Source organism: Oceanobacillus damuensis (genome assembly GCF_001618145.1).
GTDB lineage: Bacteria > Bacillota > Bacilli > Bacillales > Amphibacillaceae > Oceanobacillus > Oceanobacillus damuensis.
Genome location: NZ_LQNF01000005.1, coordinates 99,952 through 125,158, shown reverse-complemented (window position 1 = coordinate 125,158; position 25,207 = coordinate 99,952). Strand labels below are relative to the sequence as shown.

Here is a 25,207-nt window from a genome sequence, read left to right as displayed (position 1 = left end):
TATTTACGCCTTATAAAACTATTTACTACATTAGTTATTGTTCATTTCATCACTGGACCGAGAAACCTGTCCCCATGGACCAGGACCGAGAAACCCGTCCCCCTGGACCATCTCCGGACCATGGTTTAACTAACAATACTCAGTGGAAATAAATAGTATGGATGGAATAATTAGACTCGTATTCGCTAAAGGTAAACCTAGGTAAATCTGAAAAAGGGAGATGAGTTGTGTGAAGGCCTATGAAAATCTTGAGAAGAATTACATTTCCGGTGAATGGAGAAATGGCAATGGGACAACCACTTATGAGGTGACAAACCCTTATAATGACGAGGTTCTGCAAAAAATTAAAATGGCCAATAAAGAAGATATTGATGAAGCTTACAATTCCGCACAGCAGGCTCAAAAGGAATGGGAAAACTACAATCCTTTCGAACGCTCCTCCATTATGGAAAAGGCAGTAGAAATTATGGAAGGAAGAAGAGAGGAATTTGTGGAACATTTGATCCGGGAAGGTGGTTCTTCCCACCTTAAGGCAAATGTGGAAATTGACTTTGTAATTGCAATTACCAGAGAAGCAGCCTCCTTTCCGTTAAGAATGACCGGGGAAATTGTTCCTTCTCTCGTTCCAGGCAAGGAAAATAGAATTTATCGCAGTCCTTTGGGGGTAGTAGGAGTAATCGGACCGTTTAATTTTCCGATGTATCTTGCCATGCGTTCCGTGGCTCCAGCGCTGGCAGTAGGAAACGGTGTCGTACTGAAGCCGGATGAGCAGACAGCTGTTACCGGGGGACTGTTGCTTGCTAAAGTGTTTGAAGAGGCAGGCTTGCCAAAAGGGGTCTTTAACGTTGTTATTCCAAATATAGAGGATATTGGAGATGCATTTGTCGAACACCCTATTCCAAGGCTAATATCCTTTACTGGTTCAACCCCGGTAGGACGTCATATCGGTGAAATCTGCGGAAGGAATATTAAAAAAGTGGCTCTTGAACTCGGCGGGAATAATCCATTGGTTGTTCTTGAAGATGCTGATTTGGATAAGGCTGTAAATTCAGCACTATTTGGCAAGTTTATGCATAATGGACAAATTTGTATGGCGCTAAACAGGATCATCGTTCATAAAGATAAATATAATGCGTTTGTCGACAAATTTGTTGAGAAGGCGAAAAAGATAAAAGTCGGAGATCCACGCGAAGAGGATACGCTTATTGGTCCGCTAATCAATCGGAAGGCTATTGACAGGATTCTTGGGCAAATCGAAGAAGCCCAGAAGCAAGGGGCAGAAGTTGTGCTTGAAGGAAAAGTGGAGGGAAATGTCATGCATCCGTATGTACTGACAGGTACGAATGATGTCGCTACTGCGCAGAATGAAATGTTTGGTCCGGTAGCAACGATTATTTCTGCTGAAAGTGATGAGGATGCCATAAAAATTGCCAATGACACACCATTTGGTCTAAGTGGAGCTGTTCATGCAGGGTCACCGGAAAGAGGTGTGGAAGTCGCTAAACAGATTACATCCGGTATGGTTCATGTCAATGACCAAAGCGTGAATGATGAGCCATTGATTGCATTCGGTGGTGAAAAAGATTCAGGTCTCGGACGTTTTGGTGGCCAATGGTCGCTTGAAGAGTTTACAACCGTACAATGGATTTCAGTTCAGACCGAGGAAAGAGAAAGCCCGTTTCATACCAACTATCTGGAATAGAGCGGACCAGGGGGACAGGAACCCTGGGCCAATTTTGCATGATAGACTAAGTGTGTTGGCACCACTTGGTCTATTTTTTTGCTTATAATTGATTTTAAAGAGACATTTAGTTTAACGGCTTGTGCTCACTCAGTGTATATAAGATGTTGCAAGCAGAATTTGGCTGAAACTATAATTAATTTTCCCTTACTACATTAGGTTTAGTTGTCATATTATTAATGGACCAAGGAACCTGTCCCCGCGGATCACCGACCATCCGGACCATTCTTCAACTGTCTCTATCTTCTTTTGCACCTGTTTCAATACCCAATTCCACAATTGCTTGATTAATCCTCCATATATAATATAGATGATGGATCAGGTCGCGTTTGGACTCGTGTCTTTGTGGAGAATGGCGCTCGATTTGTTCCCGTTCATCGTCGAGCCGGAAAATAACATTATGGGGTTCGCTTTTTCCTTCAAGAATGCTGGTTAGTGTATCAATATTGTGCTCAAGTTTTTCTTCTATTTGTGAAAAGACATCTGTGAGTTCCTCGGGATAATCAAATCCCTTGCGATAGCTTGAAGCAACCAACTGCCTTGCATAGTAGTTGATTGCTGCAATGACTGTAATCCAGCGGTTCGTAGTGTTACTAGCAGGCGATTCCGTACGCTGCGTGATGGGCTCTGCTTCATCCTTGATTGTCTGAAGCTTTTGATCCAGTTTAAAGGCGGTTTCCGATAGCCCCTTCACGTTTACATCCTCTTTAAAGCTTTTTACATACTCCGTGATATAAGGTTTAAGCTCGATCAAATAATCATTGATCGATTCAGCTACTTTATCCTTGGTTTTTGTTGGAAAGATAAAGGATGATACACCAAAGGCAATAGCAGCACCGACAATCGTATCAGTGACGCGGGCTCCAATTAGTGAGAAAGTGATTCCACCCATTAAGATGTCATACAAAAATGCAATCAGCATCGTGATGAACACACTCATTAACGTATAGGAAACACTGAGCAAATAAAATGCTAAAAAGATAACGATAAATATCAATATCACTTCGATAGCGGAATGGCCTGAAAGCAGCTTCGCCGTCGTAAAACCAAGGACAGCTCCGATGATGGTTCCAAGGGAGCGCTGGTATCCTTTTGCGTAAATCCGTCCAATGGATTGGGTTCCGAGTAAGACGATAAACGTTGTTAAGAGAACCCAATATGGCTGGGCAGGGGAAATTATTTGACCGACGATGATTGCCAGAGCTCCTGCAATTAAGGACTGATAGGCTTTTTTAGTGGAAGGTTTCAATCCCTTTTCTTCACTGTCCGGTTTCTCTGCTGCTTCTTCCGGTGCATCCTCCACCTGGCTTTCCGTATAGAGGGATTGCTGAATGGTAATTGCCCCCTTAATCACATGATTCATAATGGATTCAATACGGCGAATTAAAAATAGCCATTCTTCAGGTTGCTGATCACGGTTAAACAAATCTTCAATAAGTAGTCGAAGAGCCTGTATGGCAAGCTCTGCTTCCTCTAAATTTTGTTTTTCATAATCCCGTGCAAGGACCTTCGTATCCTTAAGAGCCTCTACCGTCCATAGCAAGATGCGCCTTAGTTCGTCCATTTCCAGTGCTTCCGCTTCTTTTAAGCTTCGAATCGAATTGGTCAGCGTTTCGACCAGCATCCCAGTGTCAAAAACGTACAAACGCAGCTGGGCGGGTGATAAACCAGGCCATAGCTTCTTTACATCAGGTTTATTAATGTAATCAGAAACAATTATCGCATATTGTCTTAGTTTGAGAACATGTTTTTGAAGCTGTCTCTGCTGACTCGGTGTTAACTCCTTATACCGAATTCCCTCGATTAATAGTTCGAACGTAAGATTGCTCTGAATATGGAAGGAATGAATACTTCTTTTTAAACGTTTCGCTGTACTTTGAAACAGGATGAAATTTAACAGATAGGCATAGGCTGCACCGATTGAAATTCCCAGGTAAAACCAAGGCAGCTGACCGCTTGATAAGGTAAATACAGAGGAAATGTAAACCGTCATGAAGCCCATCATCGAAAGTGAAAAATACCTTACACCAAACCGAGTAAGATAAAAACTGCTAAAGATGAGGAGCAGCATAAGCGCATCTATTAAATAAAAACTCTCCGGCAGTAAGGAACCAAGCGTAATCCCGAACATAGCTGCAATACCGAGCAGTATGGTAGTTATTTTTTTCTTTTGCTTTGTTTCATCCATTACAGTCATAATACCCATCATGCCGACCACAGCAGAAACAACCCCTGGCATGAGGGCCTCATTTCCAGTAGAACCGATAATTAGCAGCGTAGTAAAGAGAGACAATATTAAACTAATGGTTGCCTTTCCAGCTTGGTAGAGGCGTATTTGCCCTGGATCGGATGCTAATAATCTGAGAAACCAGTGATTTTTATACCCTTGTCTCATCCTGTCACCTATCTTTTCGAAAATTTTAAGCGGGTTTAATTTTACCATGTGCATATGTATTATCCAAATGGGGGACCAGGGGGACAGGAACCCTGGGCCATTTTTTGCATGATAGGCTGAGTATGTTGGTTGCACTCGGTCTAAAAGAGACAGTTTAACGTCTTGTGCTCACACAGTATCTAAAATTTGGGAGAAGTTAGAGTTATTTACGCCTTAAATATTTATTTACTGCATTAAGTTTATTGATCATTTCCTCATTGGACCAAGGAACCTGTCCCCGCGGACCTCCCCGGACCCCCGTGGACCACCAATCAATCCAATCCGATTGCTGCTTTCTCATAATGCTTATACAACGAATGAAAATTCCCGGAATAATTCTTATGCCAAGGTTTCTTTTTACCGCAAAAATGGATGATTGATGTATTTTTAATGACATAGTTCATGTCCACTTTGTTTTTGCTGGTTAATTTATAGTAGTGGTAAAACCGGGCATCGTAATTATACAAACGTTCATCAATGTTTAGGATATGTTTCGAATACAATCCATTCAAAATATCCTGATCAGGTAAAATAAGCTTTTTCTTATTAACCTCCACGAAATCAAATATTTCCTTTGCGCCAATTTTCTCTCGTTGAAGCTTTAAATTCATTAAAAGCACCCCTGAATTGTAATATGCTTCTATTTCATATGCCTTCAATCGTAGTTTATTTATCTCTTTCACAGACCCTCGATCATGATAGGCTGCAGCAAAAAGATTATTTCCTAATTCCAAATCATATAATTTCCGAATGTCATTAATGATCATAATATCTGGATCAAGATATAAAATCCTATCTAAATCAGAAGGTAAGAACTTGAATGCCAACAGTCGGTAATACATTTCTTTAGAGTAATGCTTTACGACGGGAGCATCAGCAAAATAGTCACTTTTTATGGTGATTGCGTTAAGTTGATGGCCATTTTCTTCAACGTACTCCTTTAAAGCAGAAAGCTCTTCCTCTTTTAGGCTTGAATGGAGGAGATATATGGAAAACTCCTCGTCTGCATGATTCATAAATAGTGATTTCAGCATTACTTTCAGCGGATTTATGTAATTCGAATTTAATGTGACTAGAATATTCATAATGGTCCTTTCTACAAATCTGGCTGGTACGATTTTTGATGTTTAAATTATAACATGGAACAAGAAATGGGAAGTGTATAATGACGTTTGTGAATTTTGACTCCACATTAATGTGAAAAAGAGAAATTTAGTTTAACGTCTTGTACTTACTCAGTGTATATAAGCTGTTACAATGCCGTAAATCTATTTACTATATTAGATTTAATTGCCATTTCCTCAATGGACCGAGGAACCTGTCCCCGCGGACCATCCCCGGGGACCAAAAAGAAAAACCCGAACGAATTCGAATCCTAACTAAAGAATTCTAAATCGACGTTCGGATTTTTCTCATTCTCTAACTCAACCCTACTATTTTACCATCTCATTAATGTTTCTTAATTTCACTCAATGCATCTTCCGCAGCCTGGTCAGCTCGGTCATTTTCGGTTACGGCCATGTCCCCTAATGAGACGACACCTTTTAATTTATCTTTTTCCACTACCATCAGACGGGAAATCTGATGATCCTGCATAAGGCGGGATGCTTCTTCCACATCCATATTCGGATAACCTGTAATAACTTTTTCTGTCATAATTTGTTTCGCTTCCACGTTACTGTAACCTTCATCTTTCGCTAAACCTTTGACTACAATATCCCTGTCAGTAACTACACCAAGAAATTTTTCATCCAAAACCGGCAAAAAACCTACGTCGTTTTTTTCCATTTCCTTTGCCAATGTCAACAGATTATCATGTGGCTTAGCTGTTACGACATCTTCTGTCATTACTTCCTGAAGTGTTGTCATAAGAACCCCTCCTTGTTTGAAATAGTGACATGCTGTAGTAAAACCAGGTTAAACTGTTTAACCAGGTTCACTGTTCAATTCCCGATTGGAAAGGATTAAAACATTATAAATCGTTTTGATTAAGCAAAGTAACCTACATTTTACCACTATACATAAATTAACAAGAAGTTATTACACTATCTGTAGTACGGTGTATTTAATCCAATGGCGTTGCAGCAGGGGAAAACCCTCCTGCAAGTTGAAGTGTCCCTGGAAAATATAGTATTTACAGCATTGGTTTGTGAAGTGTATTCTATGTAAAAGGAGTTGAACTAGATGACAAATTCGAAAACAATACATAAAAGAATAGCAGTCGCAAGCAAAAAAATCCCAGCAGATACCGTAATCAAGCATGCGAAAATCCTCAATGTATTTACTAGTGAGCTCATGGAAGGCGATATCGCAATCGTTGATGGTTTCATTGCCGGAATCGGCTCTTATGAAGGGAAAGAAACCGTTCATGCGAAAGGGAAGTTTGTCGTACCTGGATTTATTGACGGACACGTTCACATTGAGAGTACGATGCTTACCCCTCGGGAATTTTCAAAAATCTCCCTTCAGCATGGTGTTACAACTGTAATTACAGATCCACATGAAATCGCCAATGTAGCGGGGGCTGAAGGAATTCAATTTCTATTGGATGACGCTAAAGGCGTGCCGATGGATATTTTCATCAATCTTCCATCGAGTGTACCTGCAACGGCATTTGAAAATAATGGTGCGACACTGGATGCGGAAGCGTTGCGGCCGTTTTTGTCTAACCCGAATGTGCTCGGGCTTGCTGAGGTGATGGATTTCTCCTCTGTGGCAAATGGAGATGAGCGGATGATCGATAAAATCGCAATGGTTCAAGCAAATGGTGGTGTTATCGATGGTCACGCAGCAGGGCTGGAAAGAGAGGATTTGAACGTCTATATGGCTGCGGGAATTCGAACGGATCATGAAAGCATAAGCAGTAAAGAGGCAAAAGATCGGCTAGACTTAGGAATGCATCTCATGGTTCGCGAAGGTACCGTTGCAAAAGATTTAGATGCACTATTACCAGTTATAACCACCCAAAATTCACGCAGATGCCTATTTGTAACGGACGATATTTTAATAGATGATCTGATTGAACAAGGAAGTATTGATCATATTGTTCGACTTGCGATAGAGAAAGGATTAGACCCTGCCATAGCCATTCAAATGGCTACGTTAAATGCTGCTGAATGTTTCGGACTTCGTCATATGGGAGCTGTGGCACCAGGCTATCAGGCAGATTTCCTGTTGCTCGATGACTTGCATTCGGTATCGATCCATCAAGTATATAAGAAGGGGAAATGTGTCGTGGATAACGGTGATATAATAGAAGCACTTTATCCACCAGCCCACACGATGCAAGACCGGATTGCTTCACTGCCGGCATTCCACACAAAAAAGTTAAACCTAAATTCTTTTGAACTTCCAGTAGCTTCGGACTTGTGTAACATTATCGAAATTATCCCGAACAGTATTGTGACGAAGCATGTAAAAGAGCGTGTGCAAGTGAAAGATGGATTATTTGCTGCCTCAACCGAGACGGATCAGCTGAAAATGGCTGTGATTGAAAGGCATAAGGGGACTGGAAATGTCGGCGTTGGAATTGTTAAAGGGTTTCAATTGCAAAAAGGAGCGATTGCTACTTCGGTTGCACATGATTCCCATAATATTGTTGTAGTCGGAGTATCCGATCAAGAGATGCGTCGGGCGGTAGAGGAAATTATCAGGACGAATGGCGGGTTGGTCGTCGTTGAAGGGGAGGATGTCTTAGCTTCCTTGCCATTGCCGGTTGGTGGATTAATGTCTGATTCCAAATATGAAAATGTTTATAAAGAATCGCTGAAAATCAATGAAGCGACAAGCCAATTAGGTGCACGGGAATCGTTTAATCTGTTTTTAACACTTTCTTTCTTAACATTGCCAGTTATACCAGAACTAAAGCTGACAGATCAGGGACTATTTCAATTTTCTTCCTTTTCACTGATTGATATCGAAGCTTAAAAAATCCCCTTGAAATCGTTGATTCAATTTCAAGGGGATATATATTCTATTTGATATCCTCCGTTTTACACGAATTATATTTTATACCGCAGTACGTGACCCGCAAACTCCTCGGTGATTCTCCTGTCTAATCAGAATCTCCATTCACAATCTTCTTCCCGGCTTTAACCGTCTTGATTTTTTTGACAAAATAATAATGTTTATAGATTCCAAGTGCCAGCAAAATGACTCGAACAAACAATATGTCAACGTAAAATACAGAAAACAGGATGAAGAAATCTGCAATTAGATTGATGCGGATTTTCTCTTTGCGTGTCATAGCTTTTGTCTGCCAGAATCCTACCACGTATTTTTCATAGAATGTTGTGCGCTTAAACCAATTTTCAATCCGTTCAGAGCTTTTCGCAAAGCAATAGGAGGCCAACAGATAAAAAGGCCCTCCCGGAAGAACCGGCAAGACAGTTCCTGCAATGCCGATTCCGAGGAATATAAATCCTAAAAGCATAAATAAAACCTTTTTTATATGTGTAATGGCAGATCACCTGACTATATATTTTTTATTAATCTATAAAAATACGAAGCCCCTTTCTTCTATTTTATCTTAAAACATAAAGAAAGGGTAGAAAGGCAGTGTCATTCCTCTAAAAGTTAAGGATAAAATATGCTGTTGAAAGATGAAGTTATTTGAAATTCAATTAGGAAACTGTTTTCTTCCTGAAGTGTTACTTTAGAGTAGCTCACTGGAATGAAGAAAACCACTTCAAAAAAAGTGGTTTTCATTAAAATCCGAGTTCTTCAATTTGATTTTTCAATTCAGTTATATTCTCAATTGTTTGGTATAAACCTGATTTCTGAAGTTGGTCTACCGCTACTTCACCATTTTCAATCGTACTTTGTGTAATCTCGAGAAGCTGCTGATTTTTTTCTTTAAGATTTTGATGGAAATCAGCTGCAATCCCCGGAGCCTTGATTGCATTAAAATTTTTAATCGATTCTTCTAAAGCTAATAATTGCGTTTCTAACTCTTCTTTTACTGCTGGGTCAGCAGCTGATTGATTAACAAGTCCAGAAGTTTCTTCCGCGAACTTGCTTAAATCATTAAAGTATTCCGTTGCCTCTGTTGCGTAATTTAGTGAATTATTCGTTTCCTCTATAATAGAACATCCGGTAAGTGCTATCGAGATTATTAAAAGTGTCATTATTTTTTTCATATGAAGCTCCTTCCATATTCATTTTAACTTATTTTTTGGGATTTGTCCTTATTCAAAAAAATGGGAGTTAATAGAAGGGGAGAACAAATAGACGAAAAAACGTCATATCTGAAATGTAAAATGTATTTGCCTGTTTTGAGTACTGGATGAAAAGAATTCAGATGCCTTTGTTTACTTCACTCGAATGATTACGAAGCTCTTTACTAATAGTCTTCATTCAATGAAACTTTTCCTGCCTGTTTTCCGTATGAAAGGTAAGCAAAACTAATCTAGTGTGGTGATATAGTGGATTTCATCGTTTGGATATTTGTTGCAATTTTGCTCTATTATGTTTATCGCTTTATTCAAGCTTTGATCAAGATGAGGCAGGATATTGTGCTGCCTGTCACAGCTGAAGAGCTGGCTTCAATCCGAAAAGAACCGAAGAAAACAGTGAAACCTCCGACCTATTCCAGTCAAAAGTCTGGCATCATCTCCTATATTTTGGTGTTGATTTTTATTATCGGGATGTTTATTTTGAATTGGATATTTCTGGATGACGTTGTTTTCATGTTCTATTTTCTGGTCATGATTCCAGTTTTTCATATGTCAAACTTTCTAAATTTATTTGCAGTAACGAAGGATGGAATACTATGTGGCGCTCGTTTTGCACCTTGGAAGAATATAAAATCATTTGAATTTGTACGAATTGATATGAATCATAATTATTATGGGTTTTCAAGTGAAGTCAATGATCAATATGAGTTAAAAATAAAGACGAAGTTTAGTACGTTAAGCTGTATAGTAACTACGGAGGAGATGAAAGAGAAGTTGGGGGATTTGTTGGGGAGGGGAAAGTAAAAGATCAATAGAGATATGGGAATTAAAGTGTCATTAAATTAACGAAATTTATCTCCTTTCTGTACAGAATATGCTTTCTCCAATCTGAATATTGACCAAACCAAGTGTATTTAACTTTTGTAATACATTTTCTCGGAAATGAATGTACGACTGGGAAGGCAGGTCGTGTTAGATATAAAAACAGCAGGGCTGCTGATTTTTATACGAACAGGTGTGATAGGGATCGGAAGGGTTAATCGGAAAAAAATAAAAATTTGTACATCATAAAGGGACAGCAGCCTTGTATAATAAGTCAATAAGTAATATTCTGATTATACAAACTCATTTTGCTATACAGCTATGAAATTTAATCGTTGCCATCAGCATTATTATAAAAGGAGTGAGTTTTTATGGTTGAACGATTAATGCCAATATACCACGATTTGATTATAGGTACACTACTCATAATGAAGAACCGGTGTGAGATATAGAAATACAAACACTATCGCTAAAAGCGGTCTTTGAATGGTTAGATATTGGAAAAGATTTACTATATCCCGAATATACGGAGGGGGGAAGTTTCCCAGATGAAATTGAGAAGGTTCAATGCGATTTTGAAGAAGCTGACCGTGTTATAATTGAGTAATAATTCCTAGCTGCTCCTTTTCTTTTTCAAAACAGTAAACTGCACAACCCAGATGAACTTTAATCTGTTTTTGTTGTTTTAATATAAGACTTTTTATTATAAATACTATAAAATTAAATGAAAGCGATTGCAACTGCGATTGTGTAGTCTAAATTAATTATTTAAAAGGGGTGAAGAATGTTTGGAAAAATATCTGCAGCTGGAACGTGATATAAGATTTGCGGATAATGGGTTAATTTATACGGAGGAAAGCAGAGCAATCTTGGTGCCAACATCTTCGTTTGGTATTTTAAGAAAAGATTTGTATACGAACATTGGTAAGGAAAGGGTTAAAGGTTTCTTAATCCGTTACGGATCTGATCTTGGACGTAAAGATGCAAGGATTATCAAAAAAAAATTCAAAGATGAACCGATAAAGACCATTATTAAAAAAGGGCCCGTTTATCATCAGTTGCATGGACATGTTATTCCAACAGTCACCGATATTAAAGTAAAGGATCAGGGGGATAAAATATCTACTTATATAGAAGGTATATGGGAACATTCCTATGAAGCGGAGGAACATATTAAACAATTCGGGCTAGCTGATGAACCGGTTTGTAACACACTAGTTGGATATGCAAGTGGATTTTTAACAGAAGTCTGTAATCAAACCGTGTTATTTAAAGAAGTAGCCTGTGTAGGAAAGGGAGATAAGGTATGTGAATTCGTGGGAAGAACGGTAGATTATTGGACGGATGAAATGAGGGATGAACTTAAAATTTATAATGAAGAACCCATTGTAAAAGAACTGGAATTAACATATGAAAAATTGCTGGAAGAACGAAACCACTTACGAAATGTTTCTATTATATATAACAAATTAACAGAGGAAATCTTAAAAGGGAAAGATTTACATTCTATTATGGAAATCGTATACAACTTAACGAATACAGCTATTCTAATTGAAAGTGACGAATTACAACCTATTGCTTTTGGTGGAATTCCTGAAGAAAAATTGGTTGTTTTTAACCAATCATTTAAAGGATATGTTCAATGTAAGGAATCCATGAAAAAAAACTTCCAACACACGAAAACATTAAAATTAGATGATCATAACAGGATCACTACTCCTATATTCCTACAAGGGAAAACGATTGGATATAGTTCATTTGTATATCAAAAATTGGAAAAAGAGAATACTAGATTTCTCCAAATGATTATTGAGCGAATTTCTTCTATTTGCGCTTTATATATATTAAATAAAAAAACAGAGGTGGAAGCAGAAGATCGAATGAAGGGACGATTTTTGGACCAGATTCTAAATGAAGAAAATACAAAAGAAGAGATATTAAGGCGAAGTAGCTTTGTTGGGTTAGATCTATTTCAACCTTATTATATCGCAGTGATCCATTTTCAAATGCCCAATAAAAATTACAAGGAACAATTAGCTCTCTTGGATGAAGTGATGAATGAAACATCTACTTATTTCCAAAAGCAAGGAATAAATATATTGATGGGGCAGCAAGCGAATGATTTAGTTCTTTTATTCTTAAAAAGTGAAATCAAGGAAAAAGGGGTTCAAGTTACATGTTTAAACTACTTACACAATCTTTCTAAAACACATGCATCTGTAAAGTTTCGGGCTGGAATTAGTATGCAATCGGAAGAGATTGAAAAGGCTTCCGATAGTTATAAGGAAGCACTTACTGCCATGAGAATGACAACAAAAGCAAATAATATTATGGATTTTCAATCATTAGGGATATTAGGACCTTTAATTAATTCCAATAACAAAAAAGAAGTGGAAAGAATGGCAATATATACAATGAATCCTCTATTTGATGACTTCGATGATCATAAAAAATTAGAAATAATTAAAACCTTGTATGTTTATTTGCTTAACGGTGGGAATTTGGAACAAACAGCTTCCGACTTAGCATTGTCATTAAGTGGGCTACGATATCGAATCGGGAAAATTGAAAAGTTACTTGAACAAGATATAAGGAATCCGGAAGTAAGTTACAAATTATTGTTATCCATTCAGGCGTTAATTTCAATTGGAAAATTAGATTTAGAAAATTGTTGAATGATAGAGTCTCCTTAGAGGGAGATTTTTTTTGTTTACGAACTAACAATTCATGTTTGATAATACCTAATATTCAAACATTTCCTGTTGTTGTTTATGTAAGCGCTTTTAAATAAAATTAAATTAAGAAATGAAACAATAATTAAAATAAAAAAAGTACTGGAGGCTGAAAAATGTTAACAGGCAAAGAATATTTGGAAAGCTTAAAAGATGGTAGAGAAGTTTATTTGAACGGGGAAAAAGTAGAGGATGTAACCACACATCCAGCATTTCGTAATGCGGCTCGTTCTTACGCAAGAATGTATGATACCCTACATGATCCGGAAGCAAGTAAAAAGTTAGTAACGGAAAATGAATTTGGAGACAAAACGCATTGGTTCTTTAAAACACCAAAAAATGCTGAGGATTTACTTCATACTAGGGATGCTATTGCAGAATGGTCTAAGTTAAACTTTGGATTTATGGGACGTACTCCAGATTATAAGGCTTCGTTCATGGGACACTTAAATGGATATGCAGACTTCTTTAAGGGATTCGAGGATAATGCAAGAAGGTGGTACAGAAAGGCATCAAAAGAAGTATCTTTTATTAACCATACAATCATTAATCCGCAAGTGGATCGCTCGAAACCACTTCATGAAAATAAGGATGTATTTGTACGTGCGGTTGATGAGAGAGATGATGGTATTGTTGTAAGCGGTGCTAAAATGGTAGGTACAGCTGCACCATTAACAAATTATAATTTTGTGGCCAACTACGGACCAAAAGATTTAGGCGACGGTGATCAAAGTCATGCTCTTATTTTCATCATGCCAATGAATGCACCTGGAGTGAAGATGATTAGTCGTACATCCTATGAATTAAATGCTGCAACAAATGGTACGCCATTTGATTATCCACTTTCAAGCCGTTTCGATGAAAATGATGCAGTAATTGTTTTAGATAATGTATTTATTCCGTGGGAAGATGTATTAGCTTATAAGAATGTAGAAGTATCTAATAACTTTGTACCTGGAATGAATTTTGTTAACAGATTCTCGATACATGGTTCGACTCGTTTAGCTGTAAAACTTGATTTTATGGCAGGGTTATTGCTTAAAGCTACAGAGGGTGCAGGTACACAGCAATTTAGAGGAGTTCAAGTTAATATTGGAGAAGTAATAGCTCTTCGCAATATGATTTGGTCTCTATCTACAGCAATGGCTAGTGATCCTGATGTAGGAATGAATGGTGTAGCTATTCCAAACACGTCTGCTTCCACTGCTTATCGTGTATTGGCACCGAGCACTTGGGTTCGAGTTAAAAATATCTTTGAGCAAGTAGTTGCTGGTGGATTAATTCAGTTACCATCTAGTTCAAAGGATTTTCTGAATGAAGATTTAAGACCACACATTGATAAATACTATCGTGGAACAGGTATTTCTGCTGAAGAGCGCGTTAAGTTACTGAAGATGGTTTGGGATGCGATTGGTTCTGAATTTGGGGGACGCCATGAGCTTTATGAAGTGAACTATGCTGGTAATACGGAAAACATTCGTATTGAAGCATTGAAAATGGCTGAATTTGCAGGTAAAGCAGATTCTTATAGAGCACTTGCAGAATCTGCCATGAGTGATTATGACTTGAATGGATGGACGAATGAAACTTGGATCAATCCATCTAACATGGGAGATTTGGTAAAGCAATAAACTTCTAAGGAGGAGGATTTATAATGGATGATCGTCAATTTAGAAATGCGATGGGAAAATTTGCAACTGGTGTAAATGTTATTACAACGGAAGTAGATGGAGATGTTCATGGAATGACAGCGAATGCATTCATGTCCGTTTCATTAGATCCGAAGTTAGTTGTGATTTCTATTGGGGAGAATGCAAGCATGCTAGAAAAAATAAAAAAGAGTAAAAAGTATGCTGTCAACATTCTTTCGCAGGATCAAAAGGAATTATCAATGATATTTGCAGGGCAAATTAAAGAAGATAGAGATGTTTCATTTGAGAGACTAGCGGATTTACCGGTAATTAAGGGAGCTTCTACCCAAATTTCTTGTGAGGTTGTAAAGGAACACGTAGAAGGAGATCACACACTTTTTATTGGAAGAGTAGTTGACCTTCAGAATCAGGAATGTTCAGATCCATTGCTTTTCTATAAAGGGAAATATCGCTCTATAGAAAGAACGAAAGTAGTACTGTAAATTGATTTGGGTATAATCATTCGTTCTATATCATTGAATGAATGGTCATATTTGAAAATAGTTATTTAATTTTTATAAATATACTAACATTTCGTCCTCCATAGTGGGACGTAGGTGTTTAAATCTATTTGAAACCGGATTATTATAAAGTTAATAGCTTTAGACAACAAGTTTGGTTTAAGCAAAAAAATGAAAGCGATTTCTAAATCAATTAATTACAGGGAGGAATTAGTAATGAGTCAATTTAAAGAGCCAATTTTTGATGTAGCACAATTAGCGCATGTGGAGCTTTTATCTCCAAAGCCAGAGGAAAGTGTAGAATTTTTCACTAGATTTCTAGGGATGAATGTTACAGCACGATCTGGTCAGTCCGTTTATTTGAAAGCATATGAAGATACGTATCAAAACACGCTAAAAATCACTGAATCTAATGATGCTGGTTTAGGTCATTTAGCTTGGCGTACTATCTCTCCACAAGCATTAGAGCGTCGAGTCGAAGCAGTAAAGGCAACAGGATTGGGTAAAGGCTGGATTGATGGAGATATCGGACATGGGCCTTCTTATCAATTCACAACTCCTGATGGACATAATATGGAATTACTATTTGATGTTGAATATTATCAGCCAAAAGAAGAAGAAAAAACAAGACTTTTAAACCGTAACGTAAAACGACCAGATCGTGGTGTACCTGTACGTCGCTTAGATCATATTAATCTTATGACTTCAAATACTGGTAAAAACACAGACTTTTTAGTGGATGCGCTTGGATTTAGAATAAGAGAACAAATCCAAAATGAAGGAAATGTTCTTGGAAGTTGGATGAGTGTTTCTAACTTGGTTCATGAAATCGCATTTATGCAAGAACCAAATCAAATTCCAGGTAAATTGCATCATCTATGCTACTGGTATGGAATTCCGCAAAACCTATATGATATTGCAGACCTATTAAAAGAAAATGATATATTCATTGAAGTACCACCAAATAAACATGGTATTAGTCAAGCGTTCTGTATGTATGTACTCGAGCCAGGCGGAAACCGTATTGAGTTATTTGGTGACGCTGGCTATATAATCACAGACCCAACTTGGAAAACTGTTACTTGGGAAATGAAAGATACACCCGGGTATGGGGATACATGGATTGGAACTGCTTTCCCTGATTCATGGTGGAACCAAGGTACTCCTCTATCTGTACCTGAAATCACTAAAATATAATGAGAGTGATAGATTTCTTTAAAAAAGACTGGTTCTTTTTTAAAGAAATCTTCTCATTTAAAAAAATGCTTTTTTATCTCTTCCAGTAACCGAGTTTTTCGGAAATTAATTCACCAGCATGAATTAATTCTCGTGCAAAGTATTGGATTCTAGGGTTCGTAAACCGGGTGCTTGGACCAACTAGATTAATGGCGGCAATTACTTTTCCAGAGTGGTCCCGAATAGGTGCAGAAACAGAGGTTACATCCCTGCGAAATTCGCCTCTGCTTACAGAATAACCTTGTTTAAGAATCTTATTTAATTCATTATGAAATTTATCCCTTTCAGTAATCGTTGTAGAAGTGAATTTTACAAGACCATTACGTAGGATGGTGTCTACTAGATATGGATCGCTGTGAGCAAGTAAAAGCTTACCCGAGCTTGTACAATGTGAGTGATTATGAAGTCCAGAGTGGGAGTGTAATTTAACGGAATAAGGACTTTCCACCTTACATAAGTAAACAACCTCCATATTACTCAAAATAGCAAGATGAGATGTTTCCTTATGAGTATGTGCAAGTTTTGTAACGGTAGGAAGTGCTTCATGGTGAAGGTCAATATGTTCTAAAAAGATAGAACTTAATTCTAAAACAGATATACCAAGTTCATATTTATTCGTTTCTTCATTTTTTCGTACAAATCCATGTGCGGTCAGTGTTACTAGAATTCTTTGTACACTGCTTTTGCTGATGCCTAGTTCAGATGCTAGTTCACGAACTCCTTTTTGTGGTTGATCCATTGTAAAGGCGCGTAGTATTCGAAGAGAGTTGTTCACTGAAGAAAGTAAATTATTTGGTGTACGCTGATTCATCAAATGACCCTCCTTTGGGGTTGATTATATAAAAGTATTCAGAAAATGTCCATTATACAGGGACACCTTTATTGTTTGAAATTTTGGTAAGTAATAAGATGAAAAGAGAAGATGAAAGAACCATAGAGAGGAAGGTGGAAGATCATGTCAAAAATGAAAGTGGCAATATTAGGATCTGGAAATATAGGTACAGACCTAATGTATAAAATCTTAAAGAATGATGGAACGATGGAGTTATCCTTAGTGGCTGGTATTGACCCTGAATCGGATGGTTTACGTAGAGCGAGGGAAGCGGGAATAGGGGCTAGCCATGAGGGGATTAAGGAAATTTTAGAAGATCAAGAAATCAAGATTGTTTTTGATGCAACTAGTGCAAAAGCGCATATTAAAGCAGCTGAACAACTAAGAGCAGCTGGAAAAATGGCAGTTGATTTAACTCCTGCAGCGGTAGGACCATATCTCGTGCCGCCCGTTAATTTAAATGATCATATTGAAGCAAAGAATGTCAACATGGTTTCTTGTGCGGGCCAAGCAACTACACCACTTGTTCATGCAGTTTCAAGAGTTGTTCCTGTTCACTATGCAGAAATGATTGCAACGGTGGCGAGTCGTGCGATTGGTCCTGGAACAAGACAAAATGTGGATGAGTTTACAAGAACAACGGCAAACTCCCTAGTGAAAGTTGGCGGGGCTAGAACTGCTAGAGCAATACCTGTATTTAACCCAGCAGAACCACCGATTATGATGGCAAATACGGTCTATGCAGCAATTAACGAGAAAGATTTTGACTTCGATGCAATCAAGAAATCTATCAATGATATGATTGAGGATGTTTCAGAATATGTACCAGGTTACCGTTTAAAAGCGGAACCAATCATTGACTATCGTGACACTCCATGGGGACGTTTACCAGTTGTTGTCATTATGAATGAAGTTGAGGGTGCGGGAGACTATTTCCCTAAATATGCCGGGAATTTAGATATTATGACAGCATCTGCAAGGAAAGTCGGAGAATTATACGCCAGTCATTCCTTACAAAAAGAGGAGGTACGAAAGTGAGTATACCTAGACTTACGGATACAACGTTAAGAGACGGTTCGCACGCTATTAGTTATAGTTATACTATTGAACAAGTGAAAGATATTGTACGTGGGTTAGATGAAGCTGGTGTTCCAGTGATAGAAGTAAGTCATGGTGCTGGTTTAAATGGTTCCACGATTCAACAAGGGTTTTCTAAAACCCCAGAATTTGAACTTATTAAAGCAGCTGTTGAAACAGTAAAACAAGCAAAAGTTGCTTCCTTATTTGTTCCTGGAATCGGTACGAGTGAAGAATTAAGGGAAGCGGTAGAAATTGGAATCAAAGCAATTCGAGTAGCTGTTCATTGTACAGAGGCTGATGTAACAGAACAGTATATCCGTTTGGCAAAAGAATTAGATATTGAGGCTGTTGGATTCTTAATGATGTCTCATACACAACCAGCTGAAGTACTTGCCCGTCAAGCGAAACTCATGGAGTCTTATGGAGCAGACTGTGTGTATGTAGTAGATTCAGCGGGAGCGCTTGTTCCACAAGATGTAAGGGAAAGAGTTTCTGCTCTAAAAGATGCATTATCCATCGATGTAGGATTCCATGCGCATAATAACTTGGGGTTAGCTATTGGTAACACGGTAGCGGCACTTGAAGCAGGGGCAGATCAAGTCGATGGAACAGTAAGAGGTTTAGGTGCTGGTGCTGGTAATGCTCCAACTGAAGTGATTGTAGCTACATTAAGTAAAATGGGAATTGATACAGCTATTAGTTTAGCTGGATTGATGGATTTATCTGAAGAAGTAGTTGCACCAATCATGCCAGGTCCAATTGTTATCGACCGAGATAATTTAGCTAGTGGATATGCAGGGGTATACAATAGTTTCTTATTACATGTAAGAAAAGCAGCAGAGCAATTTGATTTGAATCCTACTGAAATTATGGAAGAACTAGGAAAACGTCAAGCCATTGCAGGTCAAGAAGATTGGATTTTAGATATAGCCCTTGAACTAGCGGAGAAGAAAAAAGATCTTCAGAGTGTAAAGTAGGTAAACAAATAGACTCTCGGAATTTCTAAAGTGAAAATGGTACAACATTCAAAAATAACTCAATAAAAAAATAAGAGATATCACCATTTGGATTGGTGGTGAATCCATTGCTCCATCCGATTCGTTGAATTTCGAGAGACTATTAAATGATTAAGGAGGGGTATAAATGACAGTACAAGAAGCGGCAACAAAATTGTTGGAAGCGGAAAAATCAAAAAAAGTTATCCAACCACTAACAGATACTTATCCAGGTATTACAGTTGATGAAGCATACCATACACAATTGGAAATCATTCGTCACAAAGTTGAAAATGAGGGCGTAATCATTGTTGGTAAGAAAATTGGAGCGACTAGTAAGGCAATCCAGAATATGTTCGGCGTCAATCAACCAGATTATGGACATTTACTAGACTACATGATGTATGTAGAAGGGGAGGATATCCCGTTAGAAGACTTTATTCAACCAAAAGCAGAATTTGAGATTGCTTTCAAGCTGAAGAAAGACTTAAAGGGTCCAAATGTCACTATAATGGATGTAATCGAGGCTACGGATTATATTGCTCCTGCGATAGAGATTATTGATAGTAGAATTGATGATTGGAAAATTAAATTTGAAGATACGGTAGCAGATAATGGTTCATCAGCAGCGGCTGTGATCGGTGGAAAACCAACTAAATTAGATGGTATCGATTTAACCCATATTGGTATGGTTGCTTATAAAAATGGTGAAATGATTGATTCCGGAGCAGGAGCTGCTGTGTTAGGCAATCCATTACGTTCTGTTGCTTGGTTAGCAAACTCTTTAGGCAAATATGATGTTTTGCTTAAAGCTGGTGAAGTTGTGTTATCTGGTGCATTAACCGCTGCAGTGGAGATAAATGATCAAGATACATTTACAGCAGAATTTGATCATATTGGTTCTATTAGTGTTACGTTTAAACGATAGAAGGAGAGAGGTGAGATCATGATTAAAACAGATGTAGTAGATGTTATTGCAAAGGAATTGTTTGATGCAGAAAAAAATAAAACTGCAGTGGATAAGTTTGCAGATAAATATCCTGAATTAGATGAGGCATTAGCATATCAAATTCAAGATAGATTAGTAGAAATGAAAGAAAAGGAAGAAAATACGAAGAGAGTTGGATGGAAATTAGGTCTAACGAGTAAAGCAAAACAGCAAATGATTGGTGTTCATGAGCCTTCTTATGGTGTCTTACTAGAAAGCATGCAATTAAATGAAGGAGAACGGATCTCCATTGCTCCTTTTATTCATGCAAAAGCAGAGCCAGAAATTGCGTTTGTTTTAAAAAAGGAGTTGAAAGGTCCACATGTAAGTGTGGCAGATGTACTAGCTGCAACGGAATATGTAGCACCAGCTATCGAGATTATTGATAGTAGATTTTATGGATTTAAATTTACACTTGCTGATGCGGTAAGTGATAATTCCTCTTCTTCCAGATTTATTATTGGAGAACGTTTTTACAATCCAGAAAACTTGGATTTAAAATTAATGGGATTTGTTTATAGAAAAAATGGGGAAGTTGCAGCAACTGGTGCTGGAGCATCAGTAATGGGACACCCTGCAAGAGCAATTGCTTGGCTTGCTAATAGACTTTATAAAGTAGGGAAAAGTTTAAAACCAGGTGAAGTGATATTAAGTGGATCTCTATCTGCTGCTCTTGAAATTGCAGCGGGAGACCAATATACTGCTAGTTTTGATGGAATCGGTTCCGTTCATGCGATATTTACAGAATAAATAAATAGAGAGGTGAAAAAAATGCCATTTATTCAAGTTAATATTTTAGAAGGAAGAACACCAGAAACAAAAGAGCGCTTCATTCGTGAAGTAACAAATTTGGCTTCAGAGGTTTTTGATGCGCCTGAACAAAATGTTCGAGTGATGATTAATGAACTACCGCCTGAACATTGGGGTATTGCTGGTGAATCAGTGAAAAAACGGAGGGAAAAATAAAATGGCGACTGTAAAAACAGATGTAAAAGAAATCGGGATATATATAAATGGTGAATATGTACCTGCTAGTGATAATAATACATTTGATGTAATGAACCCAGCTAACCAAGAACTGATTGCACGTGTTAGTGAGGCTACGGAAGAAGATGTAGACCGTGCATGTCGAGTAGCTAGAGATGCCTTTGAGAATGGTCCTTGGAGACAAATGTCTGTAGAAGAACGTGCTGTTAAACTAAGAAAAATGGCAGATATCATTTTAGAAAGAAAAGAAGAGATTGCTCGTTACGACGCAATAGATGTTGGTAAACCTTATGAAGCTACAGTAGCTCATGAAGTTGCACGTGCAGCAAATAATATTCGTTTCTTTGCAGATCTTGCCGAAAAACAAGGTGGAGAAACATACCCAATGGGTGAGAACTTCATCAACTATACTAGGTATGAGCCGGTTGGTGTTGCAGCATTAATTACACCTTGGAACGTTCCGTTTATGTTGACGACTTGGAAACTGGGACCATGTCTAGCTGGAGGGAATACGGCTGTTATTAAGCCAGCTGAAAACACTCCTTTATCTGTTTCTCTTTTAGGAGAAATTGCAAAAGAAGCAGGAATTCCTGATGGAGTAGTAAACGTCGTACAAGGGCAAGGTGGAGTTGTTGGTAATGCATTGACTACACATCCAGAAGTTGACTTAGTTTCTTTCACTGGTTCCACCGCAACTGGTAAACGAATCCTAAAAAGCGGTGCAGATACGTTGAAAAAAGTATCATTTGAACTTGGTGGTAAGGCAGCAAACATCATTTTTGAAGATGCGGATCTTGAAAAAGCTGTACCAGATTCCATTCGTGCAGCATTCTTTAACTCAGGTCAAGTGTGTCTTGCTGGATCAAGAATTCTAGTCGAGCGTTCCATTTTGGATGAATTCTTAGAGAAATTCAAGCAAGCTGCACAGGCTTTAAAAGTAGGAGATCCGCAACAAAAAGGCACAGATATGGGGCCATTGGTTAGTGAGGTTCATTATAATAAAGTAACAAGCTACCTTGAAATTGCGAAAGAAGAAGGTGCAGAGCTCATAAGTGGTGGAAAACGCCCAGACCTTCCAGAACATCTAAGCAATGGGTTCTATCTTGAACCTACTATCTATTTAATTGACAATCCGAAAGCTCGTATTTGTCAGGAAGAGATTTTTGGGCCAGTTGTAACGATTATTCCGTTTGATACGGAACAAGAGGCTCTTCAAATCGCTAATGACACGGACTATGGATTAAACGGTGTAGTTTGGACAGAAAACCTTCAAAGAGCACATCGTATTTCTCATAATGTTCGTGCTGGTACGATTTGGGTAAACTGTTGGTTCGTACGTGACCTCCGCGCTCCATTCGGTGGATTCAAGAAAAGTGGTATGGGTAGAGAAGGCGGTCAGCACAGTATGGAATTCTTTACCGAAGCGAAAAATATTTGTATTGCATTGAATTAACTAGAAGACGGTTCTTCTCAAAAAATGAGGAGAGCCATCTTTATTTTTGGGAACAGACAGGTTCACTTGAGGAGAATTCAGTAACAGCTAGCACTTTATTAAATAAGATGAAAGGGTAATTTTTCTGTTCATTTTAATATACTTATAGAAATTTCCTAACAACTTCTTTAATTTCATTTGAGTATTTTAATAAATCAGTAACTGTTGTGTGATGCTGACTGTTGTTCTTTCCTCGTCATTAAATTGAATAAAATTTATTTGCTGTAACGAAGGATGGAATACTATGTGGCGCTCGTTTTGCACCTTGGAAGAATATTAAATCATTTGAATTTGTACGAATTGATATGAATCATAATTATTATGGGGTTTCAAGTGAAGTCAATGATCAATATGAGTTAAAAATAAAAACGAGGTTCAGCACGTTGAACTGTATTGTGACTACGGAGAAGATGAAAGAGAGGTTGGGGAATTTGTTGAATGTGAGAGTAAAAGCCCATTAGTTATAATCATCAAAAAGCCCGAGGAGCAGTCAACTCACTTCTGGCCTATTTTTCTACCAAGGTATCTACTTTTAATCACATATAACCAGGTGCAATAGGAACCGGTATGACGATAGGAAATCTTTGCTGAAGGTTCAAAAGAAATGGTGGATTCGGTAAATTCTGTGCCACCTGGACGTTACGCGCAAGACGAAGAGGTTGTCAATATTGCATTAATCCATGCCTCAGATGATTCTTCGTTTTATGCTTGGAGCGGTTGTACCAGTTGATAGTGGTTTGTTAGTTTAATAGAATAGCTTAACTTAACTTTTAATCTTGTAAAAAGCGCAAATCTATTATTTAGGATTTGTGCTTTTTTGTTCTCTTGGTAATAGTGACCATTTCCCTGCGTCCATCACAGAATTATATCATTACGTGCTGCTGCTGATTTTACCCAACTTCAAAAAGAACTTTTGCAATTCAAATAAATAATCTGAAATAATAGTATTCTAATCTTTACAAAACCGATAGGGATTAATATAATTAAAGAACTGTAATAAATTTTTGAAATTTTATGTAAAGCAGGTGAGAAATTGAAAAGAAATACAGGGTGGTATAACAACAGATTTTTTCCTTGGATGGTACCAATCGTTTTTGTCCTGCTTTGGCAAGTGCTTGGTCATTACAAAATTATTACCTCCACATTGTTGCCTACTCCATTGGAGGTTTTCCAAGCAGCGATTCGATTATTTAATACTGGAGATCTCCAAGAACATGTCCTAATTAGTACACAGCGTGCGCTGATCGGTTTTTTTATTGGAGGGATAATTGGTTTTGTACTCGGACTATTTAACGGTACCATTATATTTTTCGAAAAATTGACAGATACGACCATTCAAATGATACGTACGATTCCCCATCTGGCTTTAATACCACTTGTGATTTTATGGTTCGGAATTGGAGAAAGCGCAAAAATATTTTTAGTTGCCGTAGGGGTGATGTTCCCGATTTACATAAATACATTTAATGGCATAAAAAATGTGGACCGCAAGTTAATTGAGATGGGTTCTGTTTATGGATTATCAAGGTGGAAGTTATTTACGAACGTTATCCTTCCGGGATCCTTGCCTTCGATTTTGGTCGGAATTCGTTATGCACTTGGAGTAATGTGGATGTCACTAATCGTAGCAGAGACAATTGGCGCAGACTCAGGGATTGGTTTCATGGCAACAAACGCTCGTGAATTTATGCAAATGGACATCGTCGTTTTAACGATTGTTCTTTACGCAATCTTAGGTAAGCTATCCGATGTTATTGCAAAGCTGTTCGAACAGCGTTTATTAAAATGGAATGCTGCCTTTAGTAAGAAGTAACGGACGCTCGGAAGGGAGATTGGGGTGATAGTGTGTTTAATATTGAACTAAAAGATGTGAGGAAAAGCTATGGCGACAATGAAGTGTTGCGTGGCATCGATTTATCGATTGAACAGGGGAGTTTCACCGCAATCGTTGGAAAGAGCGGCTGTGGTAAAAGCACGCTTTTACGACTTATCGCCAAACTAGAGGATGTCTCAAAAGGAATGCTATCGTTTTCCGGTGAGGAAGCGAATGAACCAAAAATTCGTATTATGTTCCAGGATGACCGTCTTCTCCCTTGGAAAAATAATTTAAAAAATATTGCTCTCGGGGCGGTTAATCTGGCTGCAGCAAAAGAATCACTTGAAAAAGTAGGATTGATTGATAAGCAAGGCGATTGGCCTGATCAATTATCAGGAGGGCAAAAGCAGCGTATTGCTCTTGCTCGAGCATTAGCGAGCAATCCTGATATCCTTCTGTTTGATGAACCGCTTGGTGCGCTTGATGCACTTACACGTCTGGAAATGCAGAAGTTAATCGAAGGACTATGGAAGCAACAGCAATTCACGTCCCTTCTCGTTACCCATGACGTAACAGAAGCAGTACAATTAGCGGATCGCGTCATTGTCATTGACAGTGGACGAATCCAATTGGATGAAACAATCGATTTGCCTAGACCGCGCGTTCGCAACGAAAAATTTACTTACTATGAAAGAAAAATATTAAACGAAATTTTAGGAGGATAAA

The 25,207-nt window shown here is 38.0% G+C and carries 21 protein-coding genes; 15 read left to right on the top strand and 6 right to left on the bottom strand.

Going from position 1 to position 25,207, the window contains the following annotated elements; translation table 11 throughout:
* Positions 1–229: 229 nt before the first annotated feature.
* Positions 230–1,702, top strand: coding sequence for an aldehyde dehydrogenase family protein (locus tag A4245_RS06750; protein ID WP_084268710.1), 1,473 nt, complete (start codon positions 230–232; stop codon positions 1,700–1,702).
* Positions 1,703–1,970: 268 nt separating this feature from the next.
* On the opposite strand, the gene A4245_RS06745 is transcribed toward A4245_RS06750, so the two are convergent.
* The 3 genes from A4245_RS06745 to A4245_RS06735 all read right to left on the bottom strand — a co-directional run bounded on the left by A4245_RS06745 (position 1,971) and on the right by A4245_RS06735 (position 6,044).
* Complete coding sequence (locus A4245_RS06745) at positions 1,971–4,190, bottom strand: FUSC family protein (protein WP_234402368.1); 2,220 nt, start codon at positions 4,188–4,190, stop codon at positions 1,971–1,973.
* A gap of 257 nt (positions 4,191–4,447) precedes the next feature.
* The gene (locus A4245_RS06740; RefSeq protein ID WP_067726952.1) at positions 4,448–5,260 is read right to left on the bottom strand and encodes a glycosyltransferase family 8 protein; all 813 of its coding nucleotides are present in this window, start codon (positions 5,258–5,260) and stop codon (positions 4,448–4,450) included.
* A 364-nt stretch (positions 5,261–5,624) separates the two neighbouring features.
* Complete coding sequence (locus tag A4245_RS06735) at positions 5,625–6,044, bottom strand: CBS domain-containing protein (protein WP_067726951.1); 420 nt, start codon at positions 6,042–6,044, stop codon at positions 5,625–5,627.
* Positions 6,045–6,359: 315 nt separating this feature from the next.
* On the opposite strand from A4245_RS06735, the gene ade reads away from it, so the two are divergent.
* Entirely contained in the window at positions 6,360–8,102 is a 1,743-nt protein-coding gene (gene ade / locus A4245_RS06730; protein WP_067726950.1) for an adenine deaminase, read from the top strand.
* Between the two features lie 127 nt (positions 8,103–8,229).
* Here ade and A4245_RS06725 read toward each other — a convergent pair whose 3' ends face one another.
* Positions 8,230–8,607, bottom strand: coding sequence for a YbaN family protein (locus A4245_RS06725; protein WP_234402367.1), 378 nt, complete (start codon positions 8,605–8,607; stop codon positions 8,230–8,232).
* A 274-nt stretch (positions 8,608–8,881) separates the two neighbouring features.
* Entirely contained in the window at positions 8,882–9,313 is a 432-nt protein-coding gene (locus A4245_RS06720; RefSeq protein WP_067726948.1) for a DUF6376 family protein, read from the bottom strand.
* A 285-nt stretch (positions 9,314–9,598) separates the two neighbouring features.
* Here A4245_RS06720 and A4245_RS06715 point away from each other — a divergent pair, with 285 nt between their 5' ends.
* The 5 genes from A4245_RS06715 to A4245_RS06695 all read left to right on the top strand — a co-directional run bounded on the left by A4245_RS06715 (position 9,599) and on the right by A4245_RS06695 (position 16,252).
* Positions 9,599–10,153, top strand: coding sequence for a hypothetical protein (locus A4245_RS06715; RefSeq protein ID WP_067726947.1), 555 nt, complete (start codon positions 9,599–9,601; stop codon positions 10,151–10,153).
* 806 nt (positions 10,154–10,959) lie between these two features.
* Complete coding sequence (locus A4245_RS06710) at positions 10,960–12,846, top strand: XylR N-terminal domain-containing protein (protein WP_067726946.1); 1,887 nt, start codon at positions 10,960–10,962, stop codon at positions 12,844–12,846.
* 173 nt (positions 12,847–13,019) lie between these two features.
* Positions 13,020–14,534 carry a 4-hydroxyphenylacetate 3-hydroxylase family protein gene (locus A4245_RS06705; RefSeq protein ID WP_067726945.1) on the top strand — a complete coding sequence of 505 codons (1,515 nt, stop codon included), beginning with the start codon at positions 13,020–13,022 and terminating at the stop codon, positions 14,532–14,534.
* Between the two features lie 23 nt (positions 14,535–14,557).
* The gene (locus A4245_RS06700; protein ID WP_067726944.1) at positions 14,558–15,037 is read left to right on the top strand and encodes a flavin reductase family protein; all 480 of its coding nucleotides are present in this window, start codon (positions 14,558–14,560) and stop codon (positions 15,035–15,037) included.
* Between the two features lie 234 nt (positions 15,038–15,271).
* Positions 15,272–16,252: a catechol 2,3-dioxygenase gene (locus tag A4245_RS06695; RefSeq protein ID WP_067726943.1), complete on the top strand. Its 981-nt coding sequence runs from the start codon at positions 15,272–15,274 to the stop codon at positions 16,250–16,252.
* A gap of 73 nt (positions 16,253–16,325) precedes the next feature.
* On the opposite strand, the gene A4245_RS06690 is transcribed toward A4245_RS06695, so the two are convergent.
* Positions 16,326–17,102 carry an IclR family transcriptional regulator gene (locus tag A4245_RS06690; protein ID WP_067726942.1) on the bottom strand — a complete coding sequence of 259 codons (777 nt, stop codon included), beginning with the start codon at positions 17,100–17,102 and terminating at the stop codon, positions 16,326–16,328.
* A gap of 144 nt (positions 17,103–17,246) precedes the next feature.
* Here A4245_RS06690 and A4245_RS06685 point away from each other — a divergent pair, with 144 nt between their 5' ends.
* From A4245_RS06685 to A4245_RS06650, 8 genes are all read left to right on the top strand, one after another.
* Complete coding sequence (locus tag A4245_RS06685) at positions 17,247–18,161, top strand: acetaldehyde dehydrogenase (acetylating) (protein WP_067726941.1); 915 nt, start codon at positions 17,247–17,249, stop codon at positions 18,159–18,161.
* A complete protein-coding gene (gene dmpG / locus A4245_RS06680; RefSeq protein WP_067726940.1) occupies positions 18,158–19,180 on the top strand; it encodes a 4-hydroxy-2-oxovalerate aldolase in 1,023 nt (340 codons plus the stop codon). Before A4245_RS06685 ends, dmpG begins: the two co-directional genes overlap by 4 nt.
* 166 nt (positions 19,181–19,346) lie before the next feature.
* Positions 19,347–20,126 carry a 2-keto-4-pentenoate hydratase gene (locus A4245_RS06675; RefSeq protein ID WP_067726939.1) on the top strand — a complete coding sequence of 260 codons (780 nt, stop codon included), beginning with the start codon at positions 19,347–19,349 and terminating at the stop codon, positions 20,124–20,126.
* A gap of 18 nt (positions 20,127–20,144) precedes the next feature.
* Positions 20,145–20,936, top strand: a complete 792-nt coding sequence (locus tag A4245_RS06670; RefSeq protein WP_067726938.1) for a 2-keto-4-pentenoate hydratase — start codon at positions 20,145–20,147, stop codon at positions 20,934–20,936.
* A gap of 21 nt (positions 20,937–20,957) precedes the next feature.
* On the top strand, positions 20,958–21,152 hold the full coding sequence (locus A4245_RS06665) for a 2-hydroxymuconate tautomerase (RefSeq protein WP_067726937.1): 195 nt from the start codon (positions 20,958–20,960) through the stop codon (positions 21,150–21,152).
* 1 nt (position 21,153) lies between these two features.
* Entirely contained in the window at positions 21,154–22,626 is a 1,473-nt protein-coding gene (locus tag A4245_RS06660) for an aldehyde dehydrogenase (protein WP_067726936.1), read from the top strand.
* A gap of 1,117 nt (positions 22,627–23,743) precedes the next feature.
* A complete protein-coding gene (locus A4245_RS06655; protein WP_067727043.1) occupies positions 23,744–24,478 on the top strand; it encodes an ABC transporter permease subunit in 735 nt (244 codons plus the stop codon).
* Positions 24,479–24,510: 32 nt separating this feature from the next.
* Positions 24,511–25,206 (top strand): ABC transporter ATP-binding protein, encoded by a 696-nt coding sequence (locus A4245_RS06650; protein ID WP_067726935.1) that lies wholly within the window; start codon positions 24,511–24,513, stop codon positions 25,204–25,206.
* Position 25,207: the final 1 nt, after the last annotated feature.

Coding starts and splice junctions, on each gene's coding strand:
- A4245_RS06705 (WP_067726945.1), top strand. CDS start 13,020: ATGTTAACAGGCAAAGAATATTTGGAAAGCTTAAAAGATGGTAGAGAA.
- A4245_RS06685 (WP_067726941.1), top strand. CDS start 17,247: ATGTCAAAAATGAAAGTGGCAATATTAGGATCTGGAAATATAGGTACA.
- A4245_RS06670 (WP_067726938.1), top strand. CDS start 20,145: ATGATTAAAACAGATGTAGTAGATGTTATTGCAAAGGAATTGTTTGAT.
- A4245_RS06695 (WP_067726943.1), top strand. CDS start 15,272: ATGAGTCAATTTAAAGAGCCAATTTTTGATGTAGCACAATTAGCGCAT.
- A4245_RS06675 (WP_067726939.1), top strand. CDS start 19,347: ATGACAGTACAAGAAGCGGCAACAAAATTGTTGGAAGCGGAAAAATCA.
- A4245_RS06655 (WP_067727043.1), top strand. CDS start 23,744: ATGGTACCAATCGTTTTTGTCCTGCTTTGGCAAGTGCTTGGTCATTAC.
- A4245_RS06690 (WP_067726942.1), bottom strand. CDS start 17,102: ATGAATCAGCGTACACCAAATAATTTACTTTCTTCAGTGAACAACTCT.
- A4245_RS06745 (WP_234402368.1), bottom strand. CDS start 4,190: ATGCACATGGTAAAATTAAACCCGCTTAAAATTTTCGAAAAGATAGGT.
- A4245_RS06725 (WP_234402367.1), bottom strand. CDS start 8,607: ATGCTTTTAGGATTTATATTCCTCGGAATCGGCATTGCAGGAACTGTC.
- A4245_RS06735 (WP_067726951.1), bottom strand. CDS start 6,044: ATGACAACACTTCAGGAAGTAATGACAGAAGATGTCGTAACAGCTAAG.
- A4245_RS06700 (WP_067726944.1), top strand. CDS start 14,558: ATGGATGATCGTCAATTTAGAAATGCGATGGGAAAATTTGCAACTGGT.
- A4245_RS06660 (WP_067726936.1), top strand. CDS start 21,154: ATGGCGACTGTAAAAACAGATGTAAAAGAAATCGGGATATATATAAAT.
- A4245_RS06665 (WP_067726937.1), top strand. CDS start 20,958: ATGCCATTTATTCAAGTTAATATTTTAGAAGGAAGAACACCAGAAACA.
- A4245_RS06740 (WP_067726952.1), bottom strand. CDS start 5,260: ATGAATATTCTAGTCACATTAAATTCGAATTACATAAATCCGCTGAAA.
- ade (WP_067726950.1), top strand. CDS start 6,360: ATGACAAATTCGAAAACAATACATAAAAGAATAGCAGTCGCAAGCAAA.
- A4245_RS06720 (WP_067726948.1), bottom strand. CDS start 9,313: ATGAAAAAAATAATGACACTTTTAATAATCTCGATAGCACTTACCGGA.